The sequence below is a fragment of the Hymenobacter daecheongensis DSM 21074 genome (genome assembly GCF_900141805.1).
Lineage (GTDB): Bacteria > Bacteroidota > Bacteroidia > Cytophagales > Hymenobacteraceae > Hymenobacter > Hymenobacter daecheongensis.
In genome coordinates this window covers 394,018-416,272 of sequence record NZ_FQYN01000002.1, presented here as the reverse complement: position 1 = coordinate 416,272, position 22,255 = coordinate 394,018, and the positions used below count along the sequence as shown (strand labels likewise).

22 protein-coding genes are annotated in these 22,255 nt (G+C 61.4%); 9 read left to right on the top strand and 13 right to left on the bottom strand.

Annotation, left to right across the window (positions count from 1 at the left end; all coding sequences use genetic code 11):
* Window positions 1–64: 64 nt before the first annotated feature.
* Window positions 65–877, bottom strand: coding sequence for a ferritin-like domain-containing protein (locus tag BUB62_RS04655; RefSeq protein ID WP_073106790.1), 813 nt, complete (start codon window positions 875–877; stop codon window positions 65–67).
* Between the two features lie 29 nt (window positions 878–906).
* Window positions 907–1,632, bottom strand: coding sequence for a ferritin-like domain-containing protein (locus tag BUB62_RS04650; RefSeq protein WP_073106787.1), 726 nt, complete (start codon window positions 1,630–1,632; stop codon window positions 907–909).
* 337 nt (window positions 1,633–1,969) lie between these two features.
* On the opposite strand from BUB62_RS04650, the gene BUB62_RS04645 reads away from it, so the two are divergent.
* From BUB62_RS04645 to BUB62_RS04635, 3 genes are all read left to right on the top strand, one after another.
* On the top strand, window positions 1,970–3,412 hold the full coding sequence (locus tag BUB62_RS04645) for a BatD family protein (RefSeq protein ID WP_159437406.1): 1,443 nt from the start codon (window positions 1,970–1,972) through the stop codon (window positions 3,410–3,412).
* 200 nt (window positions 3,413–3,612) lie between these two features.
* On the top strand, window positions 3,613–4,692 hold the full coding sequence (gene aroC, locus BUB62_RS04640) for a chorismate synthase (RefSeq protein WP_073106784.1): 1,080 nt from the start codon (window positions 3,613–3,615) through the stop codon (window positions 4,690–4,692).
* A 131-nt stretch (window positions 4,693–4,823) separates the two neighbouring features.
* A complete protein-coding gene (locus BUB62_RS04635; protein ID WP_073106781.1) occupies window positions 4,824–5,450 on the top strand; it encodes a NifU family protein in 627 nt (208 codons plus the stop codon).
* Window positions 5,451–5,673: 223 nt separating this feature from the next.
* On the opposite strand, the gene BUB62_RS04630 is transcribed toward BUB62_RS04635, so the two are convergent.
* The 10 genes from BUB62_RS04630 to BUB62_RS04585 form a co-directional block, all read right to left on the bottom strand.
* The gene (locus BUB62_RS04630; protein WP_073106779.1) at window positions 5,674–6,579 is read right to left on the bottom strand and encodes a DUF5777 family beta-barrel protein; all 906 of its coding nucleotides are present in this window, start codon (window positions 6,577–6,579) and stop codon (window positions 5,674–5,676) included.
* Between the two features lie 5 nt (window positions 6,580–6,584).
* Window positions 6,585–7,160, bottom strand: coding sequence for a YceI family protein (locus BUB62_RS04625; protein WP_073106777.1), 576 nt, complete (start codon window positions 7,158–7,160; stop codon window positions 6,585–6,587).
* Window positions 7,161–7,201: 41 nt separating this feature from the next.
* Complete coding sequence (locus BUB62_RS04620; protein WP_073106774.1) at window positions 7,202–7,573, bottom strand: hypothetical protein; 372 nt, start codon at window positions 7,571–7,573, stop codon at window positions 7,202–7,204.
* Between the two features lie 72 nt (window positions 7,574–7,645).
* Window positions 7,646–9,316, bottom strand: coding sequence for a porin family protein (locus BUB62_RS18915; RefSeq protein WP_143164029.1), 1,671 nt, complete (start codon window positions 9,314–9,316; stop codon window positions 7,646–7,648).
* Window positions 9,291–9,887 (bottom strand): RNA polymerase sigma factor, encoded by a 597-nt coding sequence (locus tag BUB62_RS04610; RefSeq protein WP_234988630.1) that lies wholly within the window; start codon window positions 9,885–9,887, stop codon window positions 9,291–9,293. The genes BUB62_RS18915 and BUB62_RS04610 overlap by 26 nt, the downstream gene beginning before the upstream one ends.
* 158 nt (window positions 9,888–10,045) lie before the next feature.
* The gene (gene secDF, locus BUB62_RS04605) at window positions 10,046–13,066 is read right to left on the bottom strand and encodes a protein translocase subunit SecDF (protein ID WP_073106764.1); all 3,021 of its coding nucleotides are present in this window, start codon (window positions 13,064–13,066) and stop codon (window positions 10,046–10,048) included.
* A 120-nt stretch (window positions 13,067–13,186) separates the two neighbouring features.
* Window positions 13,187–13,552 (bottom strand): hypothetical protein, encoded by a 366-nt coding sequence (locus tag BUB62_RS04600; RefSeq protein ID WP_073106761.1) that lies wholly within the window; start codon window positions 13,550–13,552, stop codon window positions 13,187–13,189.
* Window positions 13,553–13,797: 245 nt separating this feature from the next.
* Window positions 13,798–14,427 (bottom strand): uridine kinase family protein, encoded by a 630-nt coding sequence (locus tag BUB62_RS04595; protein WP_073106759.1) that lies wholly within the window; start codon window positions 14,425–14,427, stop codon window positions 13,798–13,800.
* Window positions 14,428–14,540: 113 nt separating this feature from the next.
* The gene (gene rdgB / locus BUB62_RS04590; protein ID WP_073106756.1) at window positions 14,541–15,125 is read right to left on the bottom strand and encodes an RdgB/HAM1 family non-canonical purine NTP pyrophosphatase; all 585 of its coding nucleotides are present in this window, start codon (window positions 15,123–15,125) and stop codon (window positions 14,541–14,543) included.
* A 106-nt stretch (window positions 15,126–15,231) separates the two neighbouring features.
* Window positions 15,232–15,642 (bottom strand): hypothetical protein, encoded by a 411-nt coding sequence (locus BUB62_RS04585; RefSeq protein WP_073106753.1) that lies wholly within the window; start codon window positions 15,640–15,642, stop codon window positions 15,232–15,234.
* Between the two features lie 195 nt (window positions 15,643–15,837).
* On the opposite strand from BUB62_RS04585, the gene BUB62_RS04580 reads away from it, so the two are divergent.
* The 6 genes from BUB62_RS04580 (at window position 15,838) to BUB62_RS04555 (ending at window position 21,584) form a co-directional block, all read left to right on the top strand.
* A complete protein-coding gene (locus BUB62_RS04580; RefSeq protein ID WP_073106751.1) occupies window positions 15,838–16,083 on the top strand; it encodes a type B 50S ribosomal protein L31 in 246 nt (81 codons plus the stop codon).
* 211 nt (window positions 16,084–16,294) lie between these two features.
* A complete protein-coding gene (locus BUB62_RS04575) occupies window positions 16,295–17,512 on the top strand; it encodes a GlmU family protein (RefSeq protein ID WP_073106748.1) in 1,218 nt (405 codons plus the stop codon).
* A gap of 70 nt (window positions 17,513–17,582) precedes the next feature.
* A complete protein-coding gene (locus tag BUB62_RS04570; RefSeq protein WP_073106745.1) occupies window positions 17,583–18,725 on the top strand; it encodes a DNA polymerase III subunit in 1,143 nt (380 codons plus the stop codon).
* 200 nt (window positions 18,726–18,925) lie between these two features.
* Window positions 18,926–19,864: a hydroxymethylbilane synthase gene (gene hemC / locus BUB62_RS04565; protein ID WP_073106742.1), complete on the top strand. Its 939-nt coding sequence runs from the start codon at window positions 18,926–18,928 to the stop codon at window positions 19,862–19,864.
* 160 nt (window positions 19,865–20,024) lie between these two features.
* Window positions 20,025–20,669 carry a peptidylprolyl isomerase gene (locus BUB62_RS04560; RefSeq protein ID WP_084538826.1) on the top strand — a complete coding sequence of 215 codons (645 nt, stop codon included), beginning with the start codon at window positions 20,025–20,027 and terminating at the stop codon, window positions 20,667–20,669.
* A gap of 3 nt (window positions 20,670–20,672) precedes the next feature.
* The gene (locus BUB62_RS04555; RefSeq protein ID WP_073106739.1) at window positions 20,673–21,584 is read left to right on the top strand and encodes an SDR family oxidoreductase; all 912 of its coding nucleotides are present in this window, start codon (window positions 20,673–20,675) and stop codon (window positions 21,582–21,584) included.
* A gap of 148 nt (window positions 21,585–21,732) precedes the next feature.
* Here BUB62_RS04555 and BUB62_RS04550 read toward each other — a convergent pair whose 3' ends face one another.
* The gene (locus BUB62_RS04550; protein WP_073106736.1) at window positions 21,733–21,954 is read right to left on the bottom strand and encodes a hypothetical protein; all 222 of its coding nucleotides are present in this window, start codon (window positions 21,952–21,954) and stop codon (window positions 21,733–21,735) included.
* Between the last annotated feature and the right edge of the window lie 301 nt (window positions 21,955–22,255).

Below are 22,255 nucleotides of genomic sequence, written 5' to 3'. Positions count from 1 at the left end.
CCGAAGCCAAAAAAAGGCCGGTCTGGGAAGACCGGCCTTTGGCAATGGGTAGCGGCGTAGCTGACTAAGGCTGCACCAGGCCACCGGCGCGCGACGCATCGAGCACCTCGGCCATCGTCAGGATTTCATCAAACGAAGCGGCGGCATCGTTGGCCGTGTAGCCAGCGCCGAGCTTGGTGATGTCTACGTTCGACTGCGTGGTGTTGCTCTCCGGAATGGCACCAGTATACACTGGACCCAGCGGCGCGGCCAGGGCCGAATCAGCGGCCGGAATCCAGGGGGTCTGCATCCGCATGGTGCGGATATGCGCCGCGTGGCGAGCTTCTACCGAGTGAATCTGCAGGGCTACCTGAAGCAGGCTGGTAGTGCCAGCCATGGCACCCATCAGGTTGCCGGCCTGGCCTTTGTAGGCCCGCACGCCCGTATCTTCCAGGGCCTGCGCTACTACCAGCTGCGTGGTATAGTCGGCTGGGAAAGCGGAGGTCTTGAACTTGACCCCAGTGACCGGAGTGCCGCCCAAAGCTCTGATAGTGGTATCGAGCAGTTTTACGTGCGCCGTCTCGTGCTTCAGGATCAGGTCGATGGCACCTTTGGGGGCACCGGCAGGCACCTGGCCGGCCGCTACCATCTTCTTGTAGAAGTCTTCTTCCAGCAGCTCAAGCGTCTGCGCGTAGTTCAGTACTTCGATGACGGTAGGCTTGGTGCCCTGGCCGTAAGCCTTCTGAAACAAAGAGGCCAAGAAAACCGGAGCGGATGCCAGCGCGCCCCGCTTAGCGGTGGTGCCCAGCGTTTTGAAAACAGCCCGACGGGAATCAAAGCGGCCCAAAACGTCGGCATCTACCTCCGACAATTGCTCGATGATGCGAAATATGTTCATGATAAGGAGTCGTTAAACGGAGGGAGAAATTACTTGCCAACGCTGGTAGCGTCCAGCTTTTCTTTGATGAAGCCCTGGGCGGCGGCAATTACATCCACTGGCTCCAGCGCCTTATCGAGGCCGGTAACGGGGTCGATGATGGAGTCGTCGGCGAAGCTGCCGTTGGAAATCAGGTCGCGGACGTAGGCCGCGTGGCGCGCTTCTACCGAAACGATCTGGCCGGCAATGACGAGGTAAGCTGCCGTCTTGAGGTATTTGCCCGCGCCGTTGTAGGCCTGCACGCCCAGATCCTCGAAAGTTCTGGCGGCGCTGAGGACCGTGGCCCGCTTCGTGAAGTCGATGCTGTCGAAGTTTGGGGTCAGGTCCTGAATGATTTTGCCGGGGGCATCACGGTTGATGGCCGCCTTGAAAAAGTCGCGGTGAATGGCTTCGTGAGCAGCTACCTGCGAGAAATAGTCTTTCTCGGCAGCAGAGAAGTCGCTGGCCGGGCTGGCTTTGACTTTCGCGTAGAACGCGGCTTCCAACTGTTCCAAGGCGTAGGCGAAGTTCAGCACACCTACATCGCCGGAGCCCAGGCTCACGGTGCCGGCCGGGGTTACCGGATCTACGTTATCATCGTCGCAGCCCGAGAGCAGCAGGGCGGTGGCTCCGGCGGTAGCGCCGGCATACATGAAGAACGAGCGACGCTTGATCGGCACGTAGAGCGGCTTAGCGAATTCCGCTTCGTCCCCGCCGGAGTTGAGGATTTTGGACATGGGTTAGGAACAGTTAGGGTGAGAAGAAAAGGTAAAATGCTTCTACAGCGGCCTGAAAAGGTCGTTTTCTTGAATAAAGCCCGGAAGCAGAAGGAGATTTGAAAGGCATTTACGGGCGAGCCGAAAAAACGGATTGACAAGCTCCCGAATTTTTTGTATGCAATTGCGGCTATATAAGAATGCCGGCCAGCCATAAGCGGGCATTGTCGGGCTCAGCAGGCTTTTTGCGTAGCTTTGAGGCCGTCGGGAAATGTTTGCTATGGCTGTACCAGTGCGTTTTGTTTGCTTCCTGCTTCTGCTCTGGCTCGGGGCGGCAGGCGCGCCACGGGCTCAGACCGTGCCCCCCGCGGCTCCCGCGCAGCCGGCCCCCGCCCCGCCCGCCCCGACCAGCGCCGCCGAGGCCGATATTGTGCTGGGCCGCCCGCAGCTTTCTATTAATGAGTACTACACCATCAGCTTTCGACTGCGTGGGGCCGCGCTGGAGAAGTATTCGGCCTTTCCGGATTTGGAGGGGTTCAAGAAAAGCGGCAAGTCCAGCACGACCACCACGCGCATCGTGAATGGCAAAACGTCCGTCGAGCTGACCATTACGCAGCGCTACGCGGCCTACGGCGAGGGCGACTACGTGCTCAAGCCGTTCACGATGACCATCAACGGCCTCACCGTACGCTCGGGCGGCGGCGCGGTGCGCGTGGTGAGCCAGCCGGCCGCGGCGGCTCCGGCACCCGGCCCGGTGCAGGGCCTAGGCCTGCTCGATCAGCTTTTCGGCAAGCCCAAGCCCCAGGAGTACGTGGAGCTGCAGGACCAGGCGTTTCTGGCCCTGGTGCCCGACAAAATGAGCGTATTTGTGGGCGAGGGCGTGCACATCGGGCTGTATTTCTACCTCACGCCCGCCGATCAGGGCCTGCTCAACTTCTACGACCTGACGCGGCAGCTGCCGGCCATCCTGCGGCAGCTGCGCCAGCGCACGGTGTGGGAAGAGTCGTTCAACGAGCAGGAAATAGAGCCCGAAACCGTGACGGCCGGCGGCAAGCAGTATCTGCGCTACCGCCTCTACGAGGCTATGCTCTACCCGCTGAACGCCCAGCCGCTCACGTTTCCGGCCGTGCCGCTGCAGATGATAAAGTACCGCGTGGCCAAAAAGCCCGCCGAGGGCCTCGACAATCGCCTGGCCGGCTATAAAACGTACCTCTCGCAGCCGCGCACCATTGAGGTGAAACCGCTGCCGCCACACCCGCTGCGCGACCAGGTGCCGGTGGGCGAGTTCCGGCTGCTCGAAACCATCGACCGCACGGCGTTCCGCACGGGCGAGGCGTTTCGCTACGGATTTGTGGTAGAAGGCGAGGGCAACCTAGCGGCACTGTCGGCCCCAACGGTGGCGACCGGGCCCACGCTGGAAGTATACGGCCCCGAAGTGGAGCAAAACCTGACCCGCCAGGCCGGGCGTGTGGGAGGCAGCAAGCAGTTCAGCTACCGCCTGGTGGCCCGCCAGCCCGGCCCGCTGCCCCTGGATACATTGTTTGCGCTGGTCGTTTTCAACCCCGCCACTGCTCGCTACGACACGCTGCACTCCGGGCTGCACCCCCGCATCGGCGGAGCCGCCCAGCGCCTTGCTACCTTCGACTCATTGCCTGCCGATCCCTTTTACAAGGAGGTGCTGAACACGGCCGACAACACGCTGCGCCCGCTGAATGAGTACCGCCAAGTGCGCCTGTACGCCAACATCATTCTGGCCGTGCTACTAGCCGTAGCCATCTTCAGCCGGTGGCGCAGCCGGTGAGATGGTGAGATGGTGAAATAGTGAAATGGTGAAATGGTGAGTTTGATGTTCAGTTCGTGCAAGTGGCGCATCAAGCGCAAACCGGACATCAAACTCACCATTTCACCATCTCACCATCTCACTATTTCACCATCTCACTATTTCACCATCTCACTATTTCACTATTTCACCATTTCACCATTTCACAACTCCACCACCTCATGAGTAATTCTTTCGGCTCCGTTTTTCGCATTACCACGTTTGGCGAGTCGCACGGGGTGGGCATTGGGGTGATTATTGACGGGTGCCCGGCCGGGGTAGCTATCGAAACCGAGGAGATTCAGCGGGCGCTGGACCGCCGCCGGCCGGGCCAGAGCGACCTGACCACGCCGCGTAAGGAAGCCGACCAGGTAGAGGTGCTTTCGGGGCTGTTTGGGGGCCTCACTACCGGCACGCCCATTGGCTTGCTCATTCGCAACCAGGACCAGGCCAGCCACGATTATTCCCACATCGAGCACGCCTACCGCCCCTCGCATGCCGACTATACCTACGACCAGAAATACGGCCGCCGCGACTACCGCGGCGGGGGCCGCAGCTCGGCTCGCGAAACCGCCGCCCGCGTGGCCGCCGGGGCCGTAGCGGCGGCTTTTCTGCGCACGGTCGGCATCACAGCCCAGAGCTACGTGTCGCAGGTGGGAGCGGTGGCGGTGCCGGTGGGCTACGAGCAGCTCGACCTCGGCCTGACCGACACCAACCCCGTGCGCTGCCCCCACCCCGAAACCGCCGAGCGCATGGCCGCCCTCATCCGCCAGACCCGCGACCGGCACGATACGGTGGGCGGCATCGTGACGGGCGTGGCGCTGGGCGTGCCCGCCGGGCTGGGCGAGCCGGTGTTCGATAAGCTGCACGCCGAGTTGGGCAAGGCCATGCTGAGCATCAATGCCGTGAAGGGCTTCGAATATGGCTCCGGCTTCGCGGGCACGCTGCTGTTCGGCTCCGAGCACAACGACGCTTTTTATACCGACGAGGCTGGAGCCGTGCGCACCCGCACCAACCACTCGGGCGGCATTCAGGGCGGCATCAGCAACGGGCAGGATATTTATTTCCGGGTCGCATTCAAGCCCGTGGCTACCATCCTGCAGCCCCAGGCTACCATCAACGACCAGGGCGAGGAAATAACCTTGGCCGGCAAAGGCCGCCACGACCCCTGCGTGCTGCCCCGCGCCGTGCCCATCGTGGATGCCATGACCAACCTGGTGCTGGCCGATATGGTGCTGCGGGCGCGGGCCAGCCGGGTGTAGGCGCGGGCCCCGTGCTGATTCCTTGCGTACCTTTGCAACATCCAGCGCCCGGCATGGTTTCACTGCCGCGCGTGTTAGCGTTTTTGTCGGCGTGCCGCGCCGTTTTCCCTTCGTCTCCAAGTCCTTCAAACATGGCTGATACCTTCACTGCTCCCGCCGCTCCGGTTTCCATTTATGCCGAAGCCAGCCCCAACCCCGAATCCATGAAGTTCGTGCTCAACTCGCTGCTGCTCAGCGACGGGGTGAGCGTGGACTACCCAAACCTGGAAGCCGCCGCCAATTCGCCGCTGGCCCAGGAGCTGTTCAATTTCGACTACGTAGGCCGCGTTTTCATTGCCGCCAACTTCGTCACCATCACCAAGAACTCTGACCTCACCTGGACACACCTCATCCCCGAGCTGCGCACTTTCCTGAAGTCGTACATTGAGGCCAACGGCCCGATTTTCACCGTAGACCCCGCCGCCGAGCAGCAGGCCGCCCAGCACGCCGCCGCCACCGGCGACGCCTCGGAGCAGGATCAGCAGATCAGCCAGAAAGTCATCGACCTGCTCGAAAACTACGTGCGCCCCGCCGTGGAGCAGGACGGCGGCAACATCACCTTCCGCTCCTACAAAGCCGGCGTGGTGACGGTGAACCTGCAGGGCTCGTGCTCGGGCTGCCCGTCGGCTACCGTCACGCTCAAATCGGGCATCGAAAACCTGCTCAAGCGCATGGTGCCGGAAGTAACGGAAGTAGTGGCCGAAGGCATCACGGTATAATCCCGAAACCTCACCCCAGCCCTTCTCCATAGGAGAGGAGAACCAGACGGTTAGAATGAACAAAAGCCCCTTGCTGCGCAGCAGGGGGCTTTTGTGTTTTGAAATAGCACCGAATTCATCTATCTGGAGCGAAGCCGACGACTCCGCTGTATCCGCGCCGTTCGGCTCCCCTCTCCCCAAGGAGAGGGGCCGGGGGTGAGGTCCCGGAGCCGGGACTGAGGCCCTACCGCCGGTCCTTCACCGTGAAGGCCCGCACCACGTTGAATCCGAAGAAGATGTCGCCATTGGACACCCGGCCGCGGGTTTCGGGGATGAAGAATTTCTCGATCATGCCCTGCGAGTTGGTGAAGTGCAGCTGAAACACGTGGCCGCCGGTTTCGATGTCGAAGCCTAGGCCGATGGGGTTGCGGAACTCGTCGGCGGTGGCTCCGGGCAGCAGGTAGAAATAGTCGGCGGTGAGGGCCACGCGCTTGGTGAGCTTCTGGCGAAACGCCCCGCCGAGGGCATACACGTCGTTCTGGGCGCGGCGCGTGTCCACGAAGTTGCGGTGAATGACCGTGGGCATGAGCTGCACCGACAGCGCCGGGCTGATTTTGCGGGCCACCAGCGCCTGATAAGTGTAGGCGAGGCGGCTGGCAAAGCTGCGCTCCGCGGCCGGAAACCGCAACGACGTGAGGGCCGAACTGGCCAGCAGCGTAACCGACACCGGCATGGCGCGGGCACCGTCGCTTTGGCGTAGGGCGCGGTATTTCAGGAAGCCGTCGAAGGTTTTTTCCATCGAGCCCCGGCCCACGCCCACTGTCAGCCGGTCAGTCAGGCCGTATTCGAAGCTGAGCCGCAGCACGGCCTGATCGAGCCCGAAAAACTCGTAAGCCCCGCTGTTGAGCGCTCCAAACCGGTGCTGAATCAGAAACAGGAGCGTGCCCTGACCCGGCGTTTCCACCGACTGGGAGTTGATAATGTGCGTGCCCTTGAAGGTGGCCAGCGTGATGTCGCGGGCGGGCGGCAGGCTGTCGGGACGCTGAGTTTCCAGCTCCTTTAGCAGGTCGGTTTGGGCGGCGGCGGGCGCGGCGTGGCCGAGCAGGGCGGCCAGCAGCAGAGCGGCAAAAAGGCGGATTGCGGGTTGCATAGGCGTTATTTTGACTTTACGGCCTGCAGCGGCCCGACCGGCCCGCAGGTCAGGGCCACGGTCACGGCTACGCTTTTGGCAATGTTCTCGCGCACCAGGGCTGGAATTCGGATGTTGTAGTCGGCGGGGGCCACCACGAATTTTGACTGCACCAGCAGCTGGTTGTTTTTCACTTCCAGCGTGCCGGTGGTCGTTATGCGGCGCTTCACGCCGTGAATGGTCAGGTCGCCTTCCACCTGCACGGCTTGGGGGCCTGCCGGCTGCCCCAGGCCCGGCTGAAAATTCAGCACCCGGCCCGTAAACGTAGCCTGCGGGTACTTATCCGACTCCACATAGTTCTCGTTGAAGTGCTCCTGCATCAGACTGCGCCGAAACTGAAACGCCTTCATGGGCACCGTGAAGGCCATTTGCCCGGTGCTCAAGTCCAGCACGGCGGCCACCTGCGTGTTGCGGGCCTCGATGTCTTCGAGCGGGGCGCTGGAAAAGAAGGTAATCAGGCCGGCGCGGGTCGAGTACTTGCTCTGCGCCCGGCCGGGGGGCAGCAGCAGCAGGCTCAGGGCAAAAATCAGCATGTATTTCATGGCGGGCAGAACTCAGGAAAGAAATCAGGCAGCAGCGGGCATTAGTTGTCGGGCGCGCCGGCGGCCACCCATTTCCGGATGCGGCTCAGGTCGCAGTCGGAGAGCTTGGCCGCGTTCTTGGGCATGGGCTCGAAGCCCAGCGCGTGGCTCGTAACGCCCACCAGCAGGCCGTTGTCGGCGTAGCGTTTCGCGGCCTGGTGGCCATCCAAGTCAATGTTGCCCTGGCGGTCCTGGCGGTTGTGACAGCTGCGGCAGTGCTGGTCCAGCAGCGGGGAAATGATGCCGCTGTAGGTCACGGCCACATCCTCGCACACCGGCGGCGGGTTGCGTTCGAGCAGCTCCTCGGCATTGTCATACGCGCAGCTGCCCGCGCTCAGCAGCAGCAACAGCAGGAAAAAACGACGACTCAGCATATTGACAGCAAATGAAGAAAATGAAAGCGTAGTAGTGAGCAAAGACAGCGCCCGCGGCTGGTTGCGGCCCCGCTACCGGGCCGTCGGCAACGCATACTTCAGGGAGAAAAACGCGCCGGCGCTGCTCAGCTTCACCTTGCCGAAGCCTACCCCGCCCAGCGGAATTTTCACAAATGGCTCGGCTTGCGCCGCCCAGCGCCCGCCCAGCCGCCGCTCATAGCCCGCCGACAGGTTCAGCACGCTCAGCCAATGATTTGAGCCCCGGCGCAGGCTCCATTTGCGCACCACCGGCTGGTTTTGCAGCTCATAGTAGTAGCGGTAGTCCTCGTTGCGCATCAGCAGCGAGGAGAGGCCCACGGCGGCAAACAGGGCCGTTTGGGGCCGCTGCAGCACATCGTAGCGCAGGTTGAGCGGTAAGTCGATGATGCGGCAGGTGGCTTCTATTTCATCAATGGTGTAGCGGTGTGTCCAGTAGCCGGCCGGCGGATGATAGTCGGAGCCGCGGGCGGCGTAGCGCTTCACCGAGCGCAAGGCCCCGGCGCTCAGCCGCCACCTGGGCGCGAGACGGTATTCTAGCATGGCCCCCACGTTGCTGCCCGGCGTGGTGTAGTGCGCCCAGCGCACCGTGCTCAGCTCCGGCGCATACAGCACGGCCAGGCTGAGGCGCGGAACCGCCAGCGGCGCCTGCCGGCGCGGCTTTTCCACCACCGAATCGGGAGCCGGCACGGGCGTGGCGGCCTGATTTGCGGCCAAGTCGGGCGCGGCCGGGAGCACCGCGGCGCTGCCGCTGGCTACCTCAGTATTCGTGGCCTGTGGGGCCTCCGCGGCTTCCGTCACGGTAGTTGCCGCTTCTGCCGTCGTAGTCGCCTTTACTTCCGTCGTAGTTGGCACTTCCGCCGTTTTAGTCGCCGTTGCTTCCGTTGTAGTAGCTGTTGCTTCCGTCGTAGTAGCTGGTACTTCCGTCAAAGCAGCTACTCCTTTTGTCATGGTTGGCATTTCTCCCGTCGTAGTTGTTGCTCCTGCCAGCACAGTGGCGGTAGCCGCTTCCTTCGTCGTAGTTGCCACCGTCGTCGTCGGGGAAGTGCCGGGCTGCCGCGTACGCTGAGCCGATACGCGGCTGATTTCCGGCCCCAGCGGCGCTACGCCGAAGGACCACGCGGCCCGGTGCCGGGCCACTGCGCCGGGCGCATCCACGGGAGCTTCGGGTTCTGCGCTGGTGGCTCTGCGGCGGGCAGATGGCTCCGCGCCCGGCCCCACCAGCCACCCGCGGCGGCGCATGGGAGTGCGTAGCAGATCGGCTGAAGCCACCGCGAGGCGCGTGGGTTGGTTTGCCAACGGGCGGTCCGCAGGCGTCGTCAGTGCCGAATTTGGGCCCGAATGCCGGCCGGCCTGCTCGGCTCCGCGCAGGCCAGGGCGCGTGGTGGCGCGGTGCGGCGCGGGGGGTGTTGCCGTTTCCGCTGTCAGCGCGGAGTTTGCAGGGTTGGCTTCCGCTTCGGCCCTGACTGGTGCTACGTTTGAGTAGCGAGAATAGCCCAGCCAGCCCAGCAGCGCAAGCAGAAGTATGGCGGTTTCCAGGGCAAAAATCCGGAGCACTTTGCCGCGTACCTGCGCGCGCACGGCGGCGGCATCGAGCTTGCGCTCCATCTCCAGCCATGCGCTCAGGTTGTGTTCGTCGGGATACTGCCCGGCCCCTTGCCGAAACAGCGCGTCGAGCTCCTCATCCGACATATCCGGCGTATGCATGGTGCTTTATTTTTTTAAGGAGTTCCTTCAGGTGGGCCCGCGCTTTCGACAGGTTCGATTTGGAAGTGCCCACCGAAATACCCAGCTGCTGGCTGATTTCTTCGTGGGTGAAGCCGTCGATAACGTAGAGGTTGAAGGCGGTGCGGTAGGCCGGCGAGAGTTGGCGGATCAGGGCCAGCAGCTCGTCGTAGGCCAGCGTGTCAAGGGCGGTGTGGCCGCCGTCGAGCCGGGCGTAGGCCGTGTCGTTCAGCTCTTCCTGGTGCTGGTGTTTTTGCTGGCTGCGGTAGTGGTCGATAGCCGTATGAATCATAATTTTCTTAAGCCAGCCCCGAAACGAGCCGGCCAGCTCATGCCGCGTCATATCGAAGCGCGTCAGGCTGCTGAAAACCTTCAGAAAGCCGTCGTTCACGGCTTCCATGGCCTCGTCGCGGGTGTGGGTATAGCGCAGACAAATGCCCATGGCAAAGCTGTAGTACAGCAGGTAGAGCCGCCGCTGGCAGCCGCGCTCCGCCTGCCGGCACCCGGCCAGCAGCGCTGTCAGCATCTCAGGGTCGTGGTCGGATCGGGTCACGGCAGCGGGGTTTCGGAGGGGCACTCGCAAGGCAGCCGCCCAAAGGTTGCCTTGCCACCTACAAAAGATAGTAAAACCGCCATGAACCCCTGGCCCGGACCAAAAAAAGAGCCCGGCCATGGTGGCCGGGCTCTTTTTAAAGCAGGAAAAAAGAAACCTTAATGCACCGTCGTCGACAGCTTGGGCGCGTCGGTGCCGGTGAGGTCGGTGGTAGCCGTGGTGCCCCGCTCGCGGGCTTCCTTGCGGCCGTAGGTGTCCAGAATGATCGGCGTAGCGATGAACAGCGACGAGTACGTGCCGAAAATCACGCCCACAATCATGGCGAAGGAGAACGAGCGCAGCGTTTCGCCACCGAAGATGTAGAGCACCAGCACGACCAGGAACACGGTGGTGAACGTAATCATGGTGCGCGAGAAGGTGCTGTTCAGGGCCGGATTCACCACCTGCGCAAACGTCAGGTGAGGATTCTCCCGCAGGTATTCCCGAATCCGGTCATAAATCACCACGGTGTCGTTCATCGAGAAGCCGATGATGGTGAGCACGGCAGCCACGAAAATCTGGTCCATCTCGTAGTTCAGGCCAAACAGGCGGGCAATCGGATAAGCCGCAATTACCAGCAGCGCATCGTGGAAGAGGGCAATAACGGCGGCCATCGAATACTGCCACTTCTCGAAGCGGAACAGTACGTACACGAAGATACCCAGCAGGGTGAGCGCCAGGCTCAGCACCGAGGTTTTCTTGATGTCGTCGGCAATAGTAGCGCCCACTTTCGAGGTGCTCTGAATCTTCGGATTGTCGGCACCGTACTTCTTTAGGCCGTTGAGCAGGGCTTCCTGCACTTTCGTGTCGGCGGCGGTGCTTTCGTCGTTGGCCAGGTAGCTGGTGGTGATGCGCAGGCGGTTTTCCGCGCCGAAGGTTTTCACCTCCGTGCCCGCGCCCTGGAAGTCCTTGGCCAGGGCCTCTTTCACGTCAGAAGCCACTTCGGGCTTGCTGAAATCGACCACGTAGCTGCGGCCGCCGCGGAAGTCAACGCCCAGGTTCGGGCCGCCCTGCACGGCCATCAGCACAAAGCCGGTGACGATGATGATGGTTGAAACGGCGTAGGCAATCTTGCGCTTGCCCACGATGTCGAAGTTCACGTTCTGGAACAGGTTGCGCGAGAGCGGGGTGCTGAACGAGATGCTCGTGGTGTCTTTGCCGCGGGTGAGCCACTCGATGATGATGCGCGACACATACACGGCCGACAGGAACGAGGTGAGCACGCCGATACCGAGGGTGATGGCGAAGTTCTGCACCGGACCCGTGCCGAAGAAGCCCAGAATCACGGCAATTAGCATGGTGGTCACGTTCGAGTCGAAGATGGCCGAGAAAGCGCGGGCGTAGCCTTTGTTGATGGCATCCTTCACGGCCAGGCCGTGGTTCAATTCTTCCCGGATGCGCTCAAAAATCAGCACGTTGGCATCGACGGCCATGCCGAAGATGAGCACCAGACCGGCAATGCCGGGCAGCGTGAGGGCCGTGCCGAACTGTGCCAGCACGCCCAGAATCAGGAAGCCGTTGAACAGCAGGGCCAGATCGGCCACCAGACCAGCTTTACCATAGTAGATGGCCATAAACACCATAATAATCAGCAAGCCAGCCAAGGACGAATACAAGCCCTGGTTGATGGCTTCCTGACCCAGCGACGGACCTACCACCGCTTCTTCCACGATGCGGGTAGGAGCGGGGAGCTTACCGGCTTTCAGCACGTTGCTCAAATCCTGAGCTTCCTCAATGGTGAAATTACCCGAGATGCTGGAGTTGCCCCCGGCAATTTCGGCCTGCACCACGGGGGCCGAGTACACGTAGTCATCAAGCACAATGGCTACCTGCCGGCCGATGTTGGCGGCGGTCAGCTTCTGCCACTTGCTGCCCCCACTGGGATTCATCTGCATGCTCACCTCGGGGCGGCCGCCCTGGTCGTAGTCCTGACGGGCATCAGCCACCACTTCGCCGCCCAGCGGGGCCACGGCCTCGCGGGTTTTGCGAATGGCGTAGAGCTGCAGATACTCCTGGCCCTCAATCAGGTCGGGCTTCACGCCCCACAGGAAGGTCAGGTTCGGCGGCAATACGGCCCGCACTTCGGGGCTCTTCATCAGGTTGTTCACGCGGGCCGTGTCGCGCACGTTCGAGCCCAAAGCGCCGGGCATGGTGAAGAGCTTGGCCAACAGGCTGCTCTGCTGCGCGGGGTTAGCCGAATCGGCTTTGGCGGTCGTCTTGGCGTTTTTCTTAGCCAGCTGGCTGGCCAGCGAGGTCGAGTCGCCGGGGGTGGCAGCGGCGGCCGTGGCGGTGGTGTCGGTGGTAGCAGCGGCGGGCTTGGCGGCGGTGCCGTTCAGCTTTTCGGCGGCTTCCTTAGCGGTCAACACTTCGTTCAGTTGGTTGAAATACGGGCCGAACTCATCCTGGCGCCATACTTCCCAGAACTCCAGCTTAGCCTGGCCCTGCAGCAATTTGCGAATCCGCTCGGGGTTGTCTACACCGGGCAATTCGATCTGAATGCGGCCGGTGCCCTTCACGCGCTGGATGTTGGGCTGGTTCACGCCAAACTTATCCACGCGGGTGCGCAGGATGTTGAAGGAGCGCTCAATGGCTTCTTCCTCTTCCTTATCAATGGCGGCAATCACCTTCTCGTTGGTCGAGTTGATGTCGATGCCGCGGCTCTTATTGGTAGTGTTAGCAAAAATGCGGGCCAGCTTGTCGTTGGGCGCAATGTCGCGGTAGGCCTGGGCAAACAGGGCCGTGAACGGGGTCGAAGCGTTGGTTTTCTGCAGCTCCTGGGCCTGAGTCAGGGCTTTGTTGAAGTTCACGTCCTTGGAGTTGCCGGACATGGCCCGCACGATTTCCACCGGCGAAACTTCTAGCGTCACATGCATGCCGCCCTTCAAATCGAGGCCAAGGCCCAGCTCGCTCTGGCGCACATCTTTATAAGTGTAATCCACGCCCAGCACGTTAATAACCGGGGCGCGCCACACCGAGTCCAGGTAGTGCTGGCGCTTGGGCTGGTCGGTTTGGCCGTTGCGGGTGGCATAGTCCACCGCCTGCTTCTGTACCCGCCGCGACACCATAGTGAACGACAGGAAGTAAATGCACAACACCGTCACAATGAGGGTGAGGGCGATAATAAGTCCTTTATTACGCATTGAAAAAAAGAAAAGTGTATTCGGGAAAATTGCAAGCCACACCTGGCCACCCGGCCGCCCGTGCTGCGCTGCTAGTGCGGCGCACGGCGGACTTAGCGGATGGCACCGCCAACGAAACGCTTAGGGAGCCTGCGGCGAGAGGGCCGCGAGCAGCAAGCGGGCACGAAATAAATCGGGAACCGCGCTGGGCCGGGGGCGCAGCACGGAGGGTTGCAGTTTCTGACCCAGCCATGTGGGCAGCGCCGGGGCGGGCAGCCACGCCTGCAGGGCCGGAGCCAGCCAGCCGGCCAGCGCCGTGGTAGCTTCAAACGTCACTTTCTGCTTCACCACGGCCCCTTTCGGGCCGTTGCCCACGTGCGTAGCCTTACCCACCGGCAGCCGGAAGGTAGCCACGGCCTGGTGGTTCAACGACAGCACAAACAGCAGCGTGGCTGTGAGCAGCGTGAAGCGCAGGCGAGGGAAAAATGAGGTGATGAAAGCGGACATCGGGGGCGGCAATGGTGACAAATATAGCCAAAGCAGCCGGCCGCCGCAACGCCCGCCAGGTATTCGGCCCACCAACGGCCGACTGCCGGGCCTTTTTGTTCGCTGAGCTGTAGCGCGAAACAGATTTTCGCGCTACGCTGTACGCTGGCCATTTCCAACCAGAGCGGCGGGCCGGAAACGAAAATTGCCCCGGCATTCTCCGCAAAGCGGAGCGCACCAGGGCAATTGAAAAGGGGGAAGCCGGGCTATTTGCGGGCGGGAGCTATTTTGCCTTGCAGGAAGCCTACCAACACTTCCAGACCCTTATCAAAATGCCGGTTGTTGGGGATGATAATGTCCGCGTCCTGTTTGAAGGGCTGAATGTATTTTTCGTAGGTCGGGGCCACGTGGTTAGTGTAGCGGTAGAGCACGTCTTCCAGGTCGTAGCCCCGCTCGTCCCGGTCGCGCACGATGCGGCGCTGCAGTTTCACATGTTCCTGGGCATCGATGTACACCTTCAGGTCGAGCAGCTTGGCCACTTCCTCGAAGTAAAACACGAAAATACCTTCCACTACCACAATCGGGGCGGGCCGGAACACCAGCTCCTTGGGCACCACGTTCGGGTTGTTGAACGTGTACTCGGGGCGGCGCACCTCGCGGCCCTGGCTGATCTGCAGCACATCAGCCGCGTAGGAGGCCGAGTCGATCGACGAGGGCAGGTCGAAGTTGGTGACGCCGTTCAGGTCGATAAACTGATTTTCGCGCGGGTGGTAATAGTTGTCCTGCGAAATCAGACAGATGTCTTCTTCGGGAAACGAGGCCAGCAGGCGGCGCAAAAACGTGGTTTTGCCCGAAGCGCTGCCGCCCGTAATACCGACGATGAAAGGGTGTTGCATGGGGTGGGGAAGTGGCCCGTACCGGCGGGGCCAACCGTGCAAAAGTAAGCAAATGCCCGCTGCGTAAAGTGCTCCAGGGTAATATTGCCGTAATATTCCCCGCAAAGCGGCGCTTACTTCTCCGTTTCCTGCAAAAACGTCACCAGCTGCTCCACCGCCCGCGCCCGGTGGCTCATCGTGTTTTTCCGGCTCAGGGGCATCTGGGCAAATGTTTCGGCGTGGCCGGCGGGCTCAAATATGGGGTCGTAGCCAAAGCCGTCGGCGCCGCGCGGCTCCTCCGTGATGCGGCCCTCCACTGCGCCATCGAACTCGTGCCACGCGCCGGAGGGGAGCACCAGCGCCACCACGGTGCGGAACTGGGCGCTGCGGTCGGAGGCCCCGCGTAGCTCGCGCAGGAGCTTCTGCACGTTGTCGGCGGCCGAGCGCTGGGGGCCGGCATACCGCGCCGAATACACGCCCGGCTCGCCGTGCAGGGCCGTCACTTCCAAGCCGGTATCGTCGGCAAAACAGGCCGTGTGGTAGTGCTCCCACACGTATTCGGCCTTCTGCCGGGCGTTGCCGGCCAGCGTGTCCCGGGTTTCGGGCAGCTCTTCGTAGCAGCCAATGTCGCGCAGGCTCACCAGTTCAATGGAAGCCGGCAGCAGCGCCCGCACTTCGGTCAGCTTGTGCTCATTATTAGTAGCAAAACAGAGGCGCATATGGTGAAATAGTGAGATGGTGAAATGGTGAGTTTTTGTTCTGGTGGCGTTAGTGGCGCAAGTTGAACATCAAACTCACTATTTCACCATCTCACTATTTCACCACCTAGCGAAACATCGACTTAATGCTGCCCCAGGAGCGCTGTACGGCGCTAGGCGTGGGGTTCAGTACGGTGGTGTAGTTCTGGTCGCCGGTGGTGGTGCGCACGGTGAGGCGGTAGGTGAACGGGCCGCCGCTGGTGGTGCCCGCCACTCCGCGGTACACGTTGGTATCCAGGAACTGGTAGCGGCGCTGGGCGGTGGGGGCCACGGTGGTGAGGCGGCCGAAGGAAGGCTCGTTGTTGGCCTTGCGCCAGATTTCGTAGCTGTCGACGCCGGCCTCGTTGGTCACTTCCCAATCTACGCGCACGTTGGTGCCGTCGAAGCTGGCCTGGAAGAGCGTGATGGTAGCGCCCAGGGCCAGGGAAACCCCCAGCAACAGTAGCAATACGGCGGCAAGCGAAGTCTTCCGGACCATCAGTGGGGAGGATAAAAACGAATAACTAATTAGTAAAAAACAAGAACCAAAACTAAACAATTTTCCCTGGCCGTACTAGCAGCGCGCATAAATCTGGAAAAGACGCGCTCAGGTTTTTGAAATCCGCAGCTAACGTGTACTTTTGCAGTCCCTTCCGCAAAATCGGCAGGGCCCGCAGGTTTTAACTCCCCGATCATGAAAAAAGACATCCACCCCGAGTACCGCGAAGTTGTGTTCCAGGATTCGTCCAGCGACTTCAAATTCATCACTCGCTCCACGATGACCTCCAGCGAAACCATCACCATGGAGGACGGCAAGACCTATCCTGTCATCAAGGTGGAAGTTAGCAGCAAGTCGCACCCCTTCTACACAGGCAAAAACGTGTTGCTCGACACCGCCGGCCGCGTGGAGAAGTTCCGCACCCGCTACCAGAAAAAATAGTTGTAAGCCACTGGCTTTCAGCTTTCCAATTCAGGCAAAGCTCCTTTCCGCCCCGGAAGGAGCTTTTGCTTTTTAAGTGGATTCAGTCGGCCGCAATAATTTTTTTCGGCCGCCAAGGCCTGCCAAGGTAACTTCGCGGCCGCAGGTATACTGGCTACCCCAGCCCGCCTGTTTTCTCCAACGCCAACGGCACTCGCGCCCAGCCTTCCTTATGACCGTTCTGCTCTTCGACGACCCGGCCATCCGGCCCAATCTGCTGCCCTTTACCTTCACGCGGCCCGTGGCGGCGCTACGGTGCGGCATTCTCACTATTGCTGAAAAGTGGCAGCATCGCCTCGGCGCAGACGTGCATTACCTCACGGAGCAGTATCTGCAGGCCAAATATCCGGCGGGCAACGTAGCGGGGCCGGCCCTGGTCATCAACGGAGCCGTGTGCCCCGATGAGGTGCTAACCCGGCAGGTACAGGCCCTGCGGCCCGGCGAGGCGCTGCTGGATGGCGAACTGCTGGTAGCGGCCCACCTGGCCGACGCCGCCAACGTGGCCGAGCTGATTCAGGATGGCCTCGCCGACACCCGGCAAGTGGCCGAGCCGGTCACGGTCATCAGCGAGCTGTGGCACCTGTTTCTGCGCAACGGCGCCGAAATCCGCCGCGACTTCGACTTGCTCACCCGCGGTCGGCAGTCGGCGCCCATCGGCGATGCCCACACCATCGTGTATGCCACGGAAAACATCTTCATCGAGCCCGGCGTGAAGATTCGGGCGGCTATTCTCAACGCCGAGGACGGCCCGATTTATCTGGGTAAAAACTCGCAGGTGCACGAGGGAGCCATCATTAAAGGCCCGTTGGCGCTGTGCGAAGGCTCGCACATCAATGCCGGGGCCAAAATGCGCGGCGACAACACCGTGGGGCCGTTCAGCAAAGTGGGCGGCGAAGTGGGCAACAGCATCTTTCTGGGCTACGCCAACAAGGGCCACGACGGCTACTTGGGCAACTCCGTCATTGGGGAGTGGTGCAACCTGGGAGCCGACACGAACACCTCGAACCTGAAGAACAACTACGCGCCGGTCAAAATCTGGAGCCACGCCAAAGGCCGCTTCGTGAGCACCGGCCAGCAGTTCTGCGGCCTGATGCTGGGCGACCACAGCAAGTGCGGCATCAACACCATGTTCAATACCGGCACGGTGGTGGGCGTGGGGGCCAATATCTTCGGGGCCGGTTTTCCGCGCACGTTCATCCCGTCGTTCAGCTGGGGCGGCGCGGCCGGCTTCGAAACCTTCAAGCTGCCGAAAGTGACCGAAGTAGCGGAGCGCGTAATGGCCCGCCGCCAGCTGGCCTACGATGCCACGGAGCAGGCCATCATGCAGCACGTGTTCGACGCTACGGCCAAGGATAGAGTTTGGGAAAAATCAATTAGTAATGAGCAATGATGAATGAGCAGTTTGCAGAGCAGTCGGTCAGCTGCTCATTCGTCATTGCTCCTCATTAATTATTCAGCGGATGCGTTTCTCCGAAATTCCCAACCAAGCCGCCGTCAAGCAGCTGCTGCGGCAGTCGGTGCGGCGGCAGCACGTGGCGCACGCGCAGCTGTTTCGTGGGGCCGAGGGCTCGGCGGCGCTGGCGCTGGCGCTGGCCTACGCTACGTTTCTGAACTGCGAAAACCGCCAGCCCGAGGCCGAGGACTCGTGCGGGAAGTGCGCCAGCTGTCAGAAAACCGACAAGCTGATTCATCCCGACCTGAACTTCATCGTGCCCGTGACGACGACCAAGGCCGTGGCCAAGGAAGCCGTCAGCAGTAAGTTCATGGCCGAGTGGCGCGGCTTCGTGCTCGAAAACCCTTACCAGGGCCTCAACGACTGGATGCAGCACATCGGAGCCGAAAATAAGCAGGGCAGCATCTCGAAGGAAGAAAGCCTGCAACTGCTCAAGCTGGTGTCGCTGAAGGCGTTTGAGGCGCGGTTCAAAATTGTGATTGTCTGGCTGCCCGAGCTGATGCACCCGGCCGCCGCCAACGCCGTGCTCAAGCTGCTGGAAGAGCCACCGGCCGACACCATATTTCTGCTGGTGAGCTTCGCGCCCGAGCAGCTGCTGCCCACCATTATCAGCCGCGTGCAGCCGGTGGTGGTGCGCCCGTATTCCGAAAATGACCTCACCGCCTACCTGCGCGACCAGCATCAGGTGCCCGAAGTGAAAGCCCGGCAGCTGGCTCAGCTGGCCGAAGGCAACCTGGGCTTCGCGCTGGCTGCCCGCACTGCCGCCGGCTCCTCCGACAACGACTATTTCGCCTTCTTCGTGGAGTGGATGCGCCAGTGCTACGGCTACAAAGTAGACAAGCTACTCAGCCAGAGCGACGAGTTTCAGAAGCTGGGCCGCGAAAACCAAAAGGAGTTTCTGCACTACGCGCTGGGCGTGCTGCGCAAAGTGCTGCTGTTCGGCATTGATGCGCAGTTTGTGCCGCACCTGCCCGCGGCCGAGCAGCCGTTCGTGCAGGGGTTCAGCCGCTTCGTGCACCGCCGCAACGCCGACTCGCTCACCACCGAAATCAACGACGCGCACTACCACATCGAGCGCAACGCCAACCCGCGCATGGTGTTCGTGGATATCTCGCTACGCATCGCTGAGCTGCTGCAAATACCCGCCTGAGCGCTGGAAACGTAGAAAATACAGTTTGCTAAACAGCTATAGCTTCTGCTAAAAAGCCTATAGCCGCGCCCGCCGGGTCGGGTATTTGTACCTTTGCCGGGAGCAAACAAAAGCCAATTGCGGCCAATTCGCAAACGCTCCGCCGCTCCGGCTGCTGGCCCGGCCATCTTTTTCTTCACCCTAATCGTCCTGCTACTTCCTTGAAAACTATCCGCATCGGTACTCGTGGCAGCAAGCTGGCGCTGTGGCAAGCCAACCATGTAGCGGCGTGCCTGGCGCACGCCGGCCTGCCCACCGAAATCGTCATCATCACCACCACCGGCGACCTGGTGCTCGACCGTTCGCTGGATAAGATTGGGGCCAAGGGCGTGTTCACCGAGGAGCTGGAGCAGAGCCTGCGTTCGGGCCACATCGATATTGCCGTGCACAGCGCCAAAGACGTGCAAAGTACCATCCCCGATGATCTGGAGCTGCTGGCCTTTATGAAGCGCGAGCGGGTGAACGATGTGATAGTAAGCTACGCGCCCACCCTCGACCTGCACCGCCCCGACCTCGTGCTGGGCACCAGCAGCACCCGCCGCAAGGCCATGCTGAAGCGCTACTACCCCAATGCCACCACTGCCGAGGCCCGCGGCAACCTGCAGACGCGCCTGCGCAAGCTGGAAGAAGGGCAATACCACGGCCTGGTGCTGGCCTACGCCGGCGTACACCGCATGAACTACGATTCGCTGATCCGCTACATTCTGCCCGAAACGCAGTTTGTGCCCGCCACCGGGCAGGGCAGCGTGGCCATTGAGTGCGCCCGCAGCCTCGAGCCGGAGCTGAAATTCGATCTGCGCCGTACCCTCGACCACCCAGCTACGCACCTGTGCCTGCTGGCCGAGCGCGCCTTTTTGCGCACCATGGAAGGCGGGTGCAGCATTCCGTCGTTTGCCCTGGCCAAGCTGCATCCCGATGGCTTTCTGCAACTCCACGGCGGCCTCATCAGCCTTGATGGCCAGCAGTACATCGAGGAAAAGATAATTACTTCCGACTCCCGGCAGGCCGAAGCCATTGGGGTGAAGGTGGCCGAAAACGTGCTCAGTCGCGGCGGAACCGAGATTCTGGCGGCCATCCGCAGCCACCGCGACGAGGAATAGCACTGCGGAGCAACCCCGAATAGCGTGCCCGGCCCGGCTGCTGCGTTGCAGGGCCGGGCTTTTCATGCCGCCGCCCTACTGCTTGGCCTTTGATTTTCTGGCCCCGACCAAAGAAACCGCGTAATTTCGCCCGGCTTCAGTCCTAACTTTATTTTCGCCGATGAAAACTGTTTCCCGCGTTTCGCTGCTGATCTGGGTGTTTTTGCTGCTGACGGTAGCGCAGCTGCACGCCGCCAAAGCGCCCAAAAAGAGCAAGAAAGATGAGGTCGTCACCATCAGCACCTCGCTGGGCGACATCCGCCTGATTCTGTTCGACCAAACCCCGCTGCACAAGGCCAACTTTCTGAAGCTGGCCAAAAGCGGCTTCTATACCGGCACCACGTTTCACCGCATCATCCAGAACTTTATGGTGCAGGGCGGCGATGCCAACTCCAAAGACACCGACCCCACCAACGACGGTCAGGGCCAGCCCAACGAAGCCACCATTCCGGCCGAAATTCGGCCCGAGTTGCAGCACAAGTTCGGGGCCGTGGCCGCCGCCCGCCAGGGCGACTTCGTGAACCCGACCCGCGCCAGCAGCGCCACGCAGTTCTACATCGTGCAAAATCACAACGGCACGCCCCATCTCAATGCGGCCTACACCGTTTTCGGGCAGGTAATCAGTGGTCTTGAGGTGGTGGATAAAATTGCCGCGCAGCCCAAAAACGACAGCGACCGGCCCACTACCGACATCAAGATGACGGTGAAAGTAGAGAAGCTGAAGAAGAAGAAGATAACCGCGCTCTACGGCTACAAGTACGAGTAGCGCATGGCCTGCCGCCTCCTCATCACGGGTTCCAATGGCCTGCTGGGCCAGAAACTGGTAGCCCTGCTGCACCAGCACTCCGCCGTGACGCTGATAGCCACCTCCCGCGGCCCCAACAAGTTGGCCGCGCTCTACCCGCACGTGCGCTTCGTGCCGCTCGACGTGACCAGCGCAGAGCAGGTAAACCAGGTGCTGGACCAGGAGCGCCCCACCCACCTGATTCATACCGCCGCCATGACCCAGGTGGACGAGTGTGAGCTGAACCGCGAAGCGTGCTGGCTGCAAAATGTGACGGCCACGCAGCACCTGGTAGCAGCCTGCGCCCGGCTGGCCGTGCACCTCACCCACGTCAGCACCGACTTTATTTTTAGCGGCGAAGAAGGCCCGCTGGCTGAGGAAGCCGTGCCCGCGCCCGTCAATTTCTACGGCGAAAGTAAGCTGGCCGCCGAGCTGCTTGTGCGGGCCAGCCGCGGCCCCTGGGCCATCGTGCGCACGGTGCTGGTCTACGGTACTGCCCACAACTACGGCCGCACCAACATCGTGCAGTGGGTGCGCGACTCGCTGCGGGCTGGCCAGCACATTGAGGTGGTTGATGACCAGTTTCGCACGCCCACGCTGGCCGAAGACTTGGCCCAGGGCTGCTGGCTGGTGGCCCAGCAAAACGCTACTGGCATCTACCACATCAGCAGCAGCGAGCTGCTCACGCCCTACCAGATGGCCCGGCAGGTAGCCGACTATTTCGGGCTGGATCAGACGCTTATCGAGCGGGTAGATGCCAGCACCTTCACGCAGCCGGCGCGGCGGCCGGCCCGCACGGGCTTCATCATCAGCAAGGCGCAGCGCGAACTGGGCTATCAGCCGCATTCCTTTGCCGAAGGCATTGCGCTGCTGGCCCGCCAGACGGAGTCTGCCTGAGTGTTCCGCCGGGAATGGGAGAAACGCAAAAAAACCGCCGGCAGGACCAGCGGTTTTTCACACACCTATTGCAACAACCTTGTGTGGCTTGCTGCCGCGAGCAACTGCGGCCGCGCAAACCCAATTCTCTTTTATTGACTACTGCTTATTACATACCGTTTTCCGGGGCCACCACGCCTACGAGCAGGCCGCCTATTAACACGGCACTGCCGCTGTGCAGGGCCGCTTGCCCCGCCGCGTGTGATACCCACTCGCCATCGATCATCTGAAACCCCAGCGTACTGGCAGCTACTGCCTGATAAGCCGCCATTTCAAGCACTAAGTACTGTAGAGCGTATCCCTGACGACGTTTGACGGAAAGCGGATTCATACTGGTAGCTGCGGAGCAGCTTTTGTAAAGCGACTACGCCTTGTGGAGAGCCGTTTCTTATGACAATATTAGGCGCTAAAAGCAGTGTTGTAAAGGACAGTATTGCTGTAATTGTGACATAGTGAAAAAGCTGCCTAAAACCTGCCTGGTTGCGGCCTAGCGGTGATAAAGAAGCGATTTAAGCTTTTGAAATCGGTTTTTATCGTTTGGGTCAGCTGGAGCTTGCCCAGAAATTCGATCTGCAAGCAAAAAACGTAGCGCTATAGTGCTTTAAGGGCACGCTTTTGTGACGGAGGAATAC

Bases quoted from the DNA above. Each gene is read 5' to 3' on its own strand.
- BUB62_RS04655 (WP_073106790.1), bottom strand. From the start codon at position 877: ATGAACATATTTCGCATCATCGAGCAATTGTCGGAGGTAGATGCCGAC.
- BUB62_RS04650 (WP_073106787.1), bottom strand. From the start codon at position 1,632: ATGTCCAAAATCCTCAACTCCGGCGGGGACGAAGCGGAATTCGCTAAG.
- aroC (WP_073106784.1), top strand. From the start codon at position 3,613: ATGAGTAATTCTTTCGGCTCCGTTTTTCGCATTACCACGTTTGGCGAG.
- BUB62_RS04635 (WP_073106781.1), top strand. From the start codon at position 4,824: ATGGCTGATACCTTCACTGCTCCCGCCGCTCCGGTTTCCATTTATGCC.
- BUB62_RS04630 (WP_073106779.1), bottom strand. From the start codon at position 6,579: ATGCAACCCGCAATCCGCCTTTTTGCCGCTCTGCTGCTGGCCGCCCTG.
- BUB62_RS04625 (WP_073106777.1), bottom strand. From the start codon at position 7,160: ATGAAATACATGCTGATTTTTGCCCTGAGCCTGCTGCTGCTGCCCCCC.
- BUB62_RS04620 (WP_073106774.1), bottom strand. From the start codon at position 7,573: ATGCTGAGTCGTCGTTTTTTCCTGCTGTTGCTGCTGCTGAGCGCGGGC.
- BUB62_RS18915 (WP_143164029.1), bottom strand. From the start codon at position 9,316: ATGCATACGCCGGATATGTCGGATGAGGAGCTCGACGCGCTGTTTCGG.
- secDF (WP_073106764.1), bottom strand. From the start codon at position 13,066: ATGCGTAATAAAGGACTTATTATCGCCCTCACCCTCATTGTGACGGTG.
- BUB62_RS04600 (WP_073106761.1), bottom strand. From the start codon at position 13,552: ATGTCCGCTTTCATCACCTCATTTTTCCCTCGCCTGCGCTTCACGCTG.
- BUB62_RS04595 (WP_073106759.1), bottom strand. From the start codon at position 14,427: ATGCAACACCCTTTCATCGTCGGTATTACGGGCGGCAGCGCTTCGGGC.
- rdgB (WP_073106756.1), bottom strand. From the start codon at position 15,125: ATGCGCCTCTGTTTTGCTACTAATAATGAGCACAAGCTGACCGAAGTG.
- BUB62_RS04585 (WP_073106753.1), bottom strand. From the start codon at position 15,642: ATGGTCCGGAAGACTTCGCTTGCCGCCGTATTGCTACTGTTGCTGGGG.
- BUB62_RS04580 (WP_073106751.1), top strand. From the start codon at position 15,838: ATGAAAAAAGACATCCACCCCGAGTACCGCGAAGTTGTGTTCCAGGAT.
- BUB62_RS04575 (WP_073106748.1), top strand. From the start codon at position 16,295: ATGACCGTTCTGCTCTTCGACGACCCGGCCATCCGGCCCAATCTGCTG.
- BUB62_RS04570 (WP_073106745.1), top strand. From the start codon at position 17,583: ATGCGTTTCTCCGAAATTCCCAACCAAGCCGCCGTCAAGCAGCTGCTG.
- BUB62_RS04560 (WP_084538826.1), top strand. From the start codon at position 20,025: ATGAAAACTGTTTCCCGCGTTTCGCTGCTGATCTGGGTGTTTTTGCTG.
- BUB62_RS04555 (WP_073106739.1), top strand. From the start codon at position 20,673: ATGGCCTGCCGCCTCCTCATCACGGGTTCCAATGGCCTGCTGGGCCAG.
- BUB62_RS04550 (WP_073106736.1), bottom strand. From the start codon at position 21,954: ATGAATCCGCTTTCCGTCAAACGTCGTCAGGGATACGCTCTACAGTAC.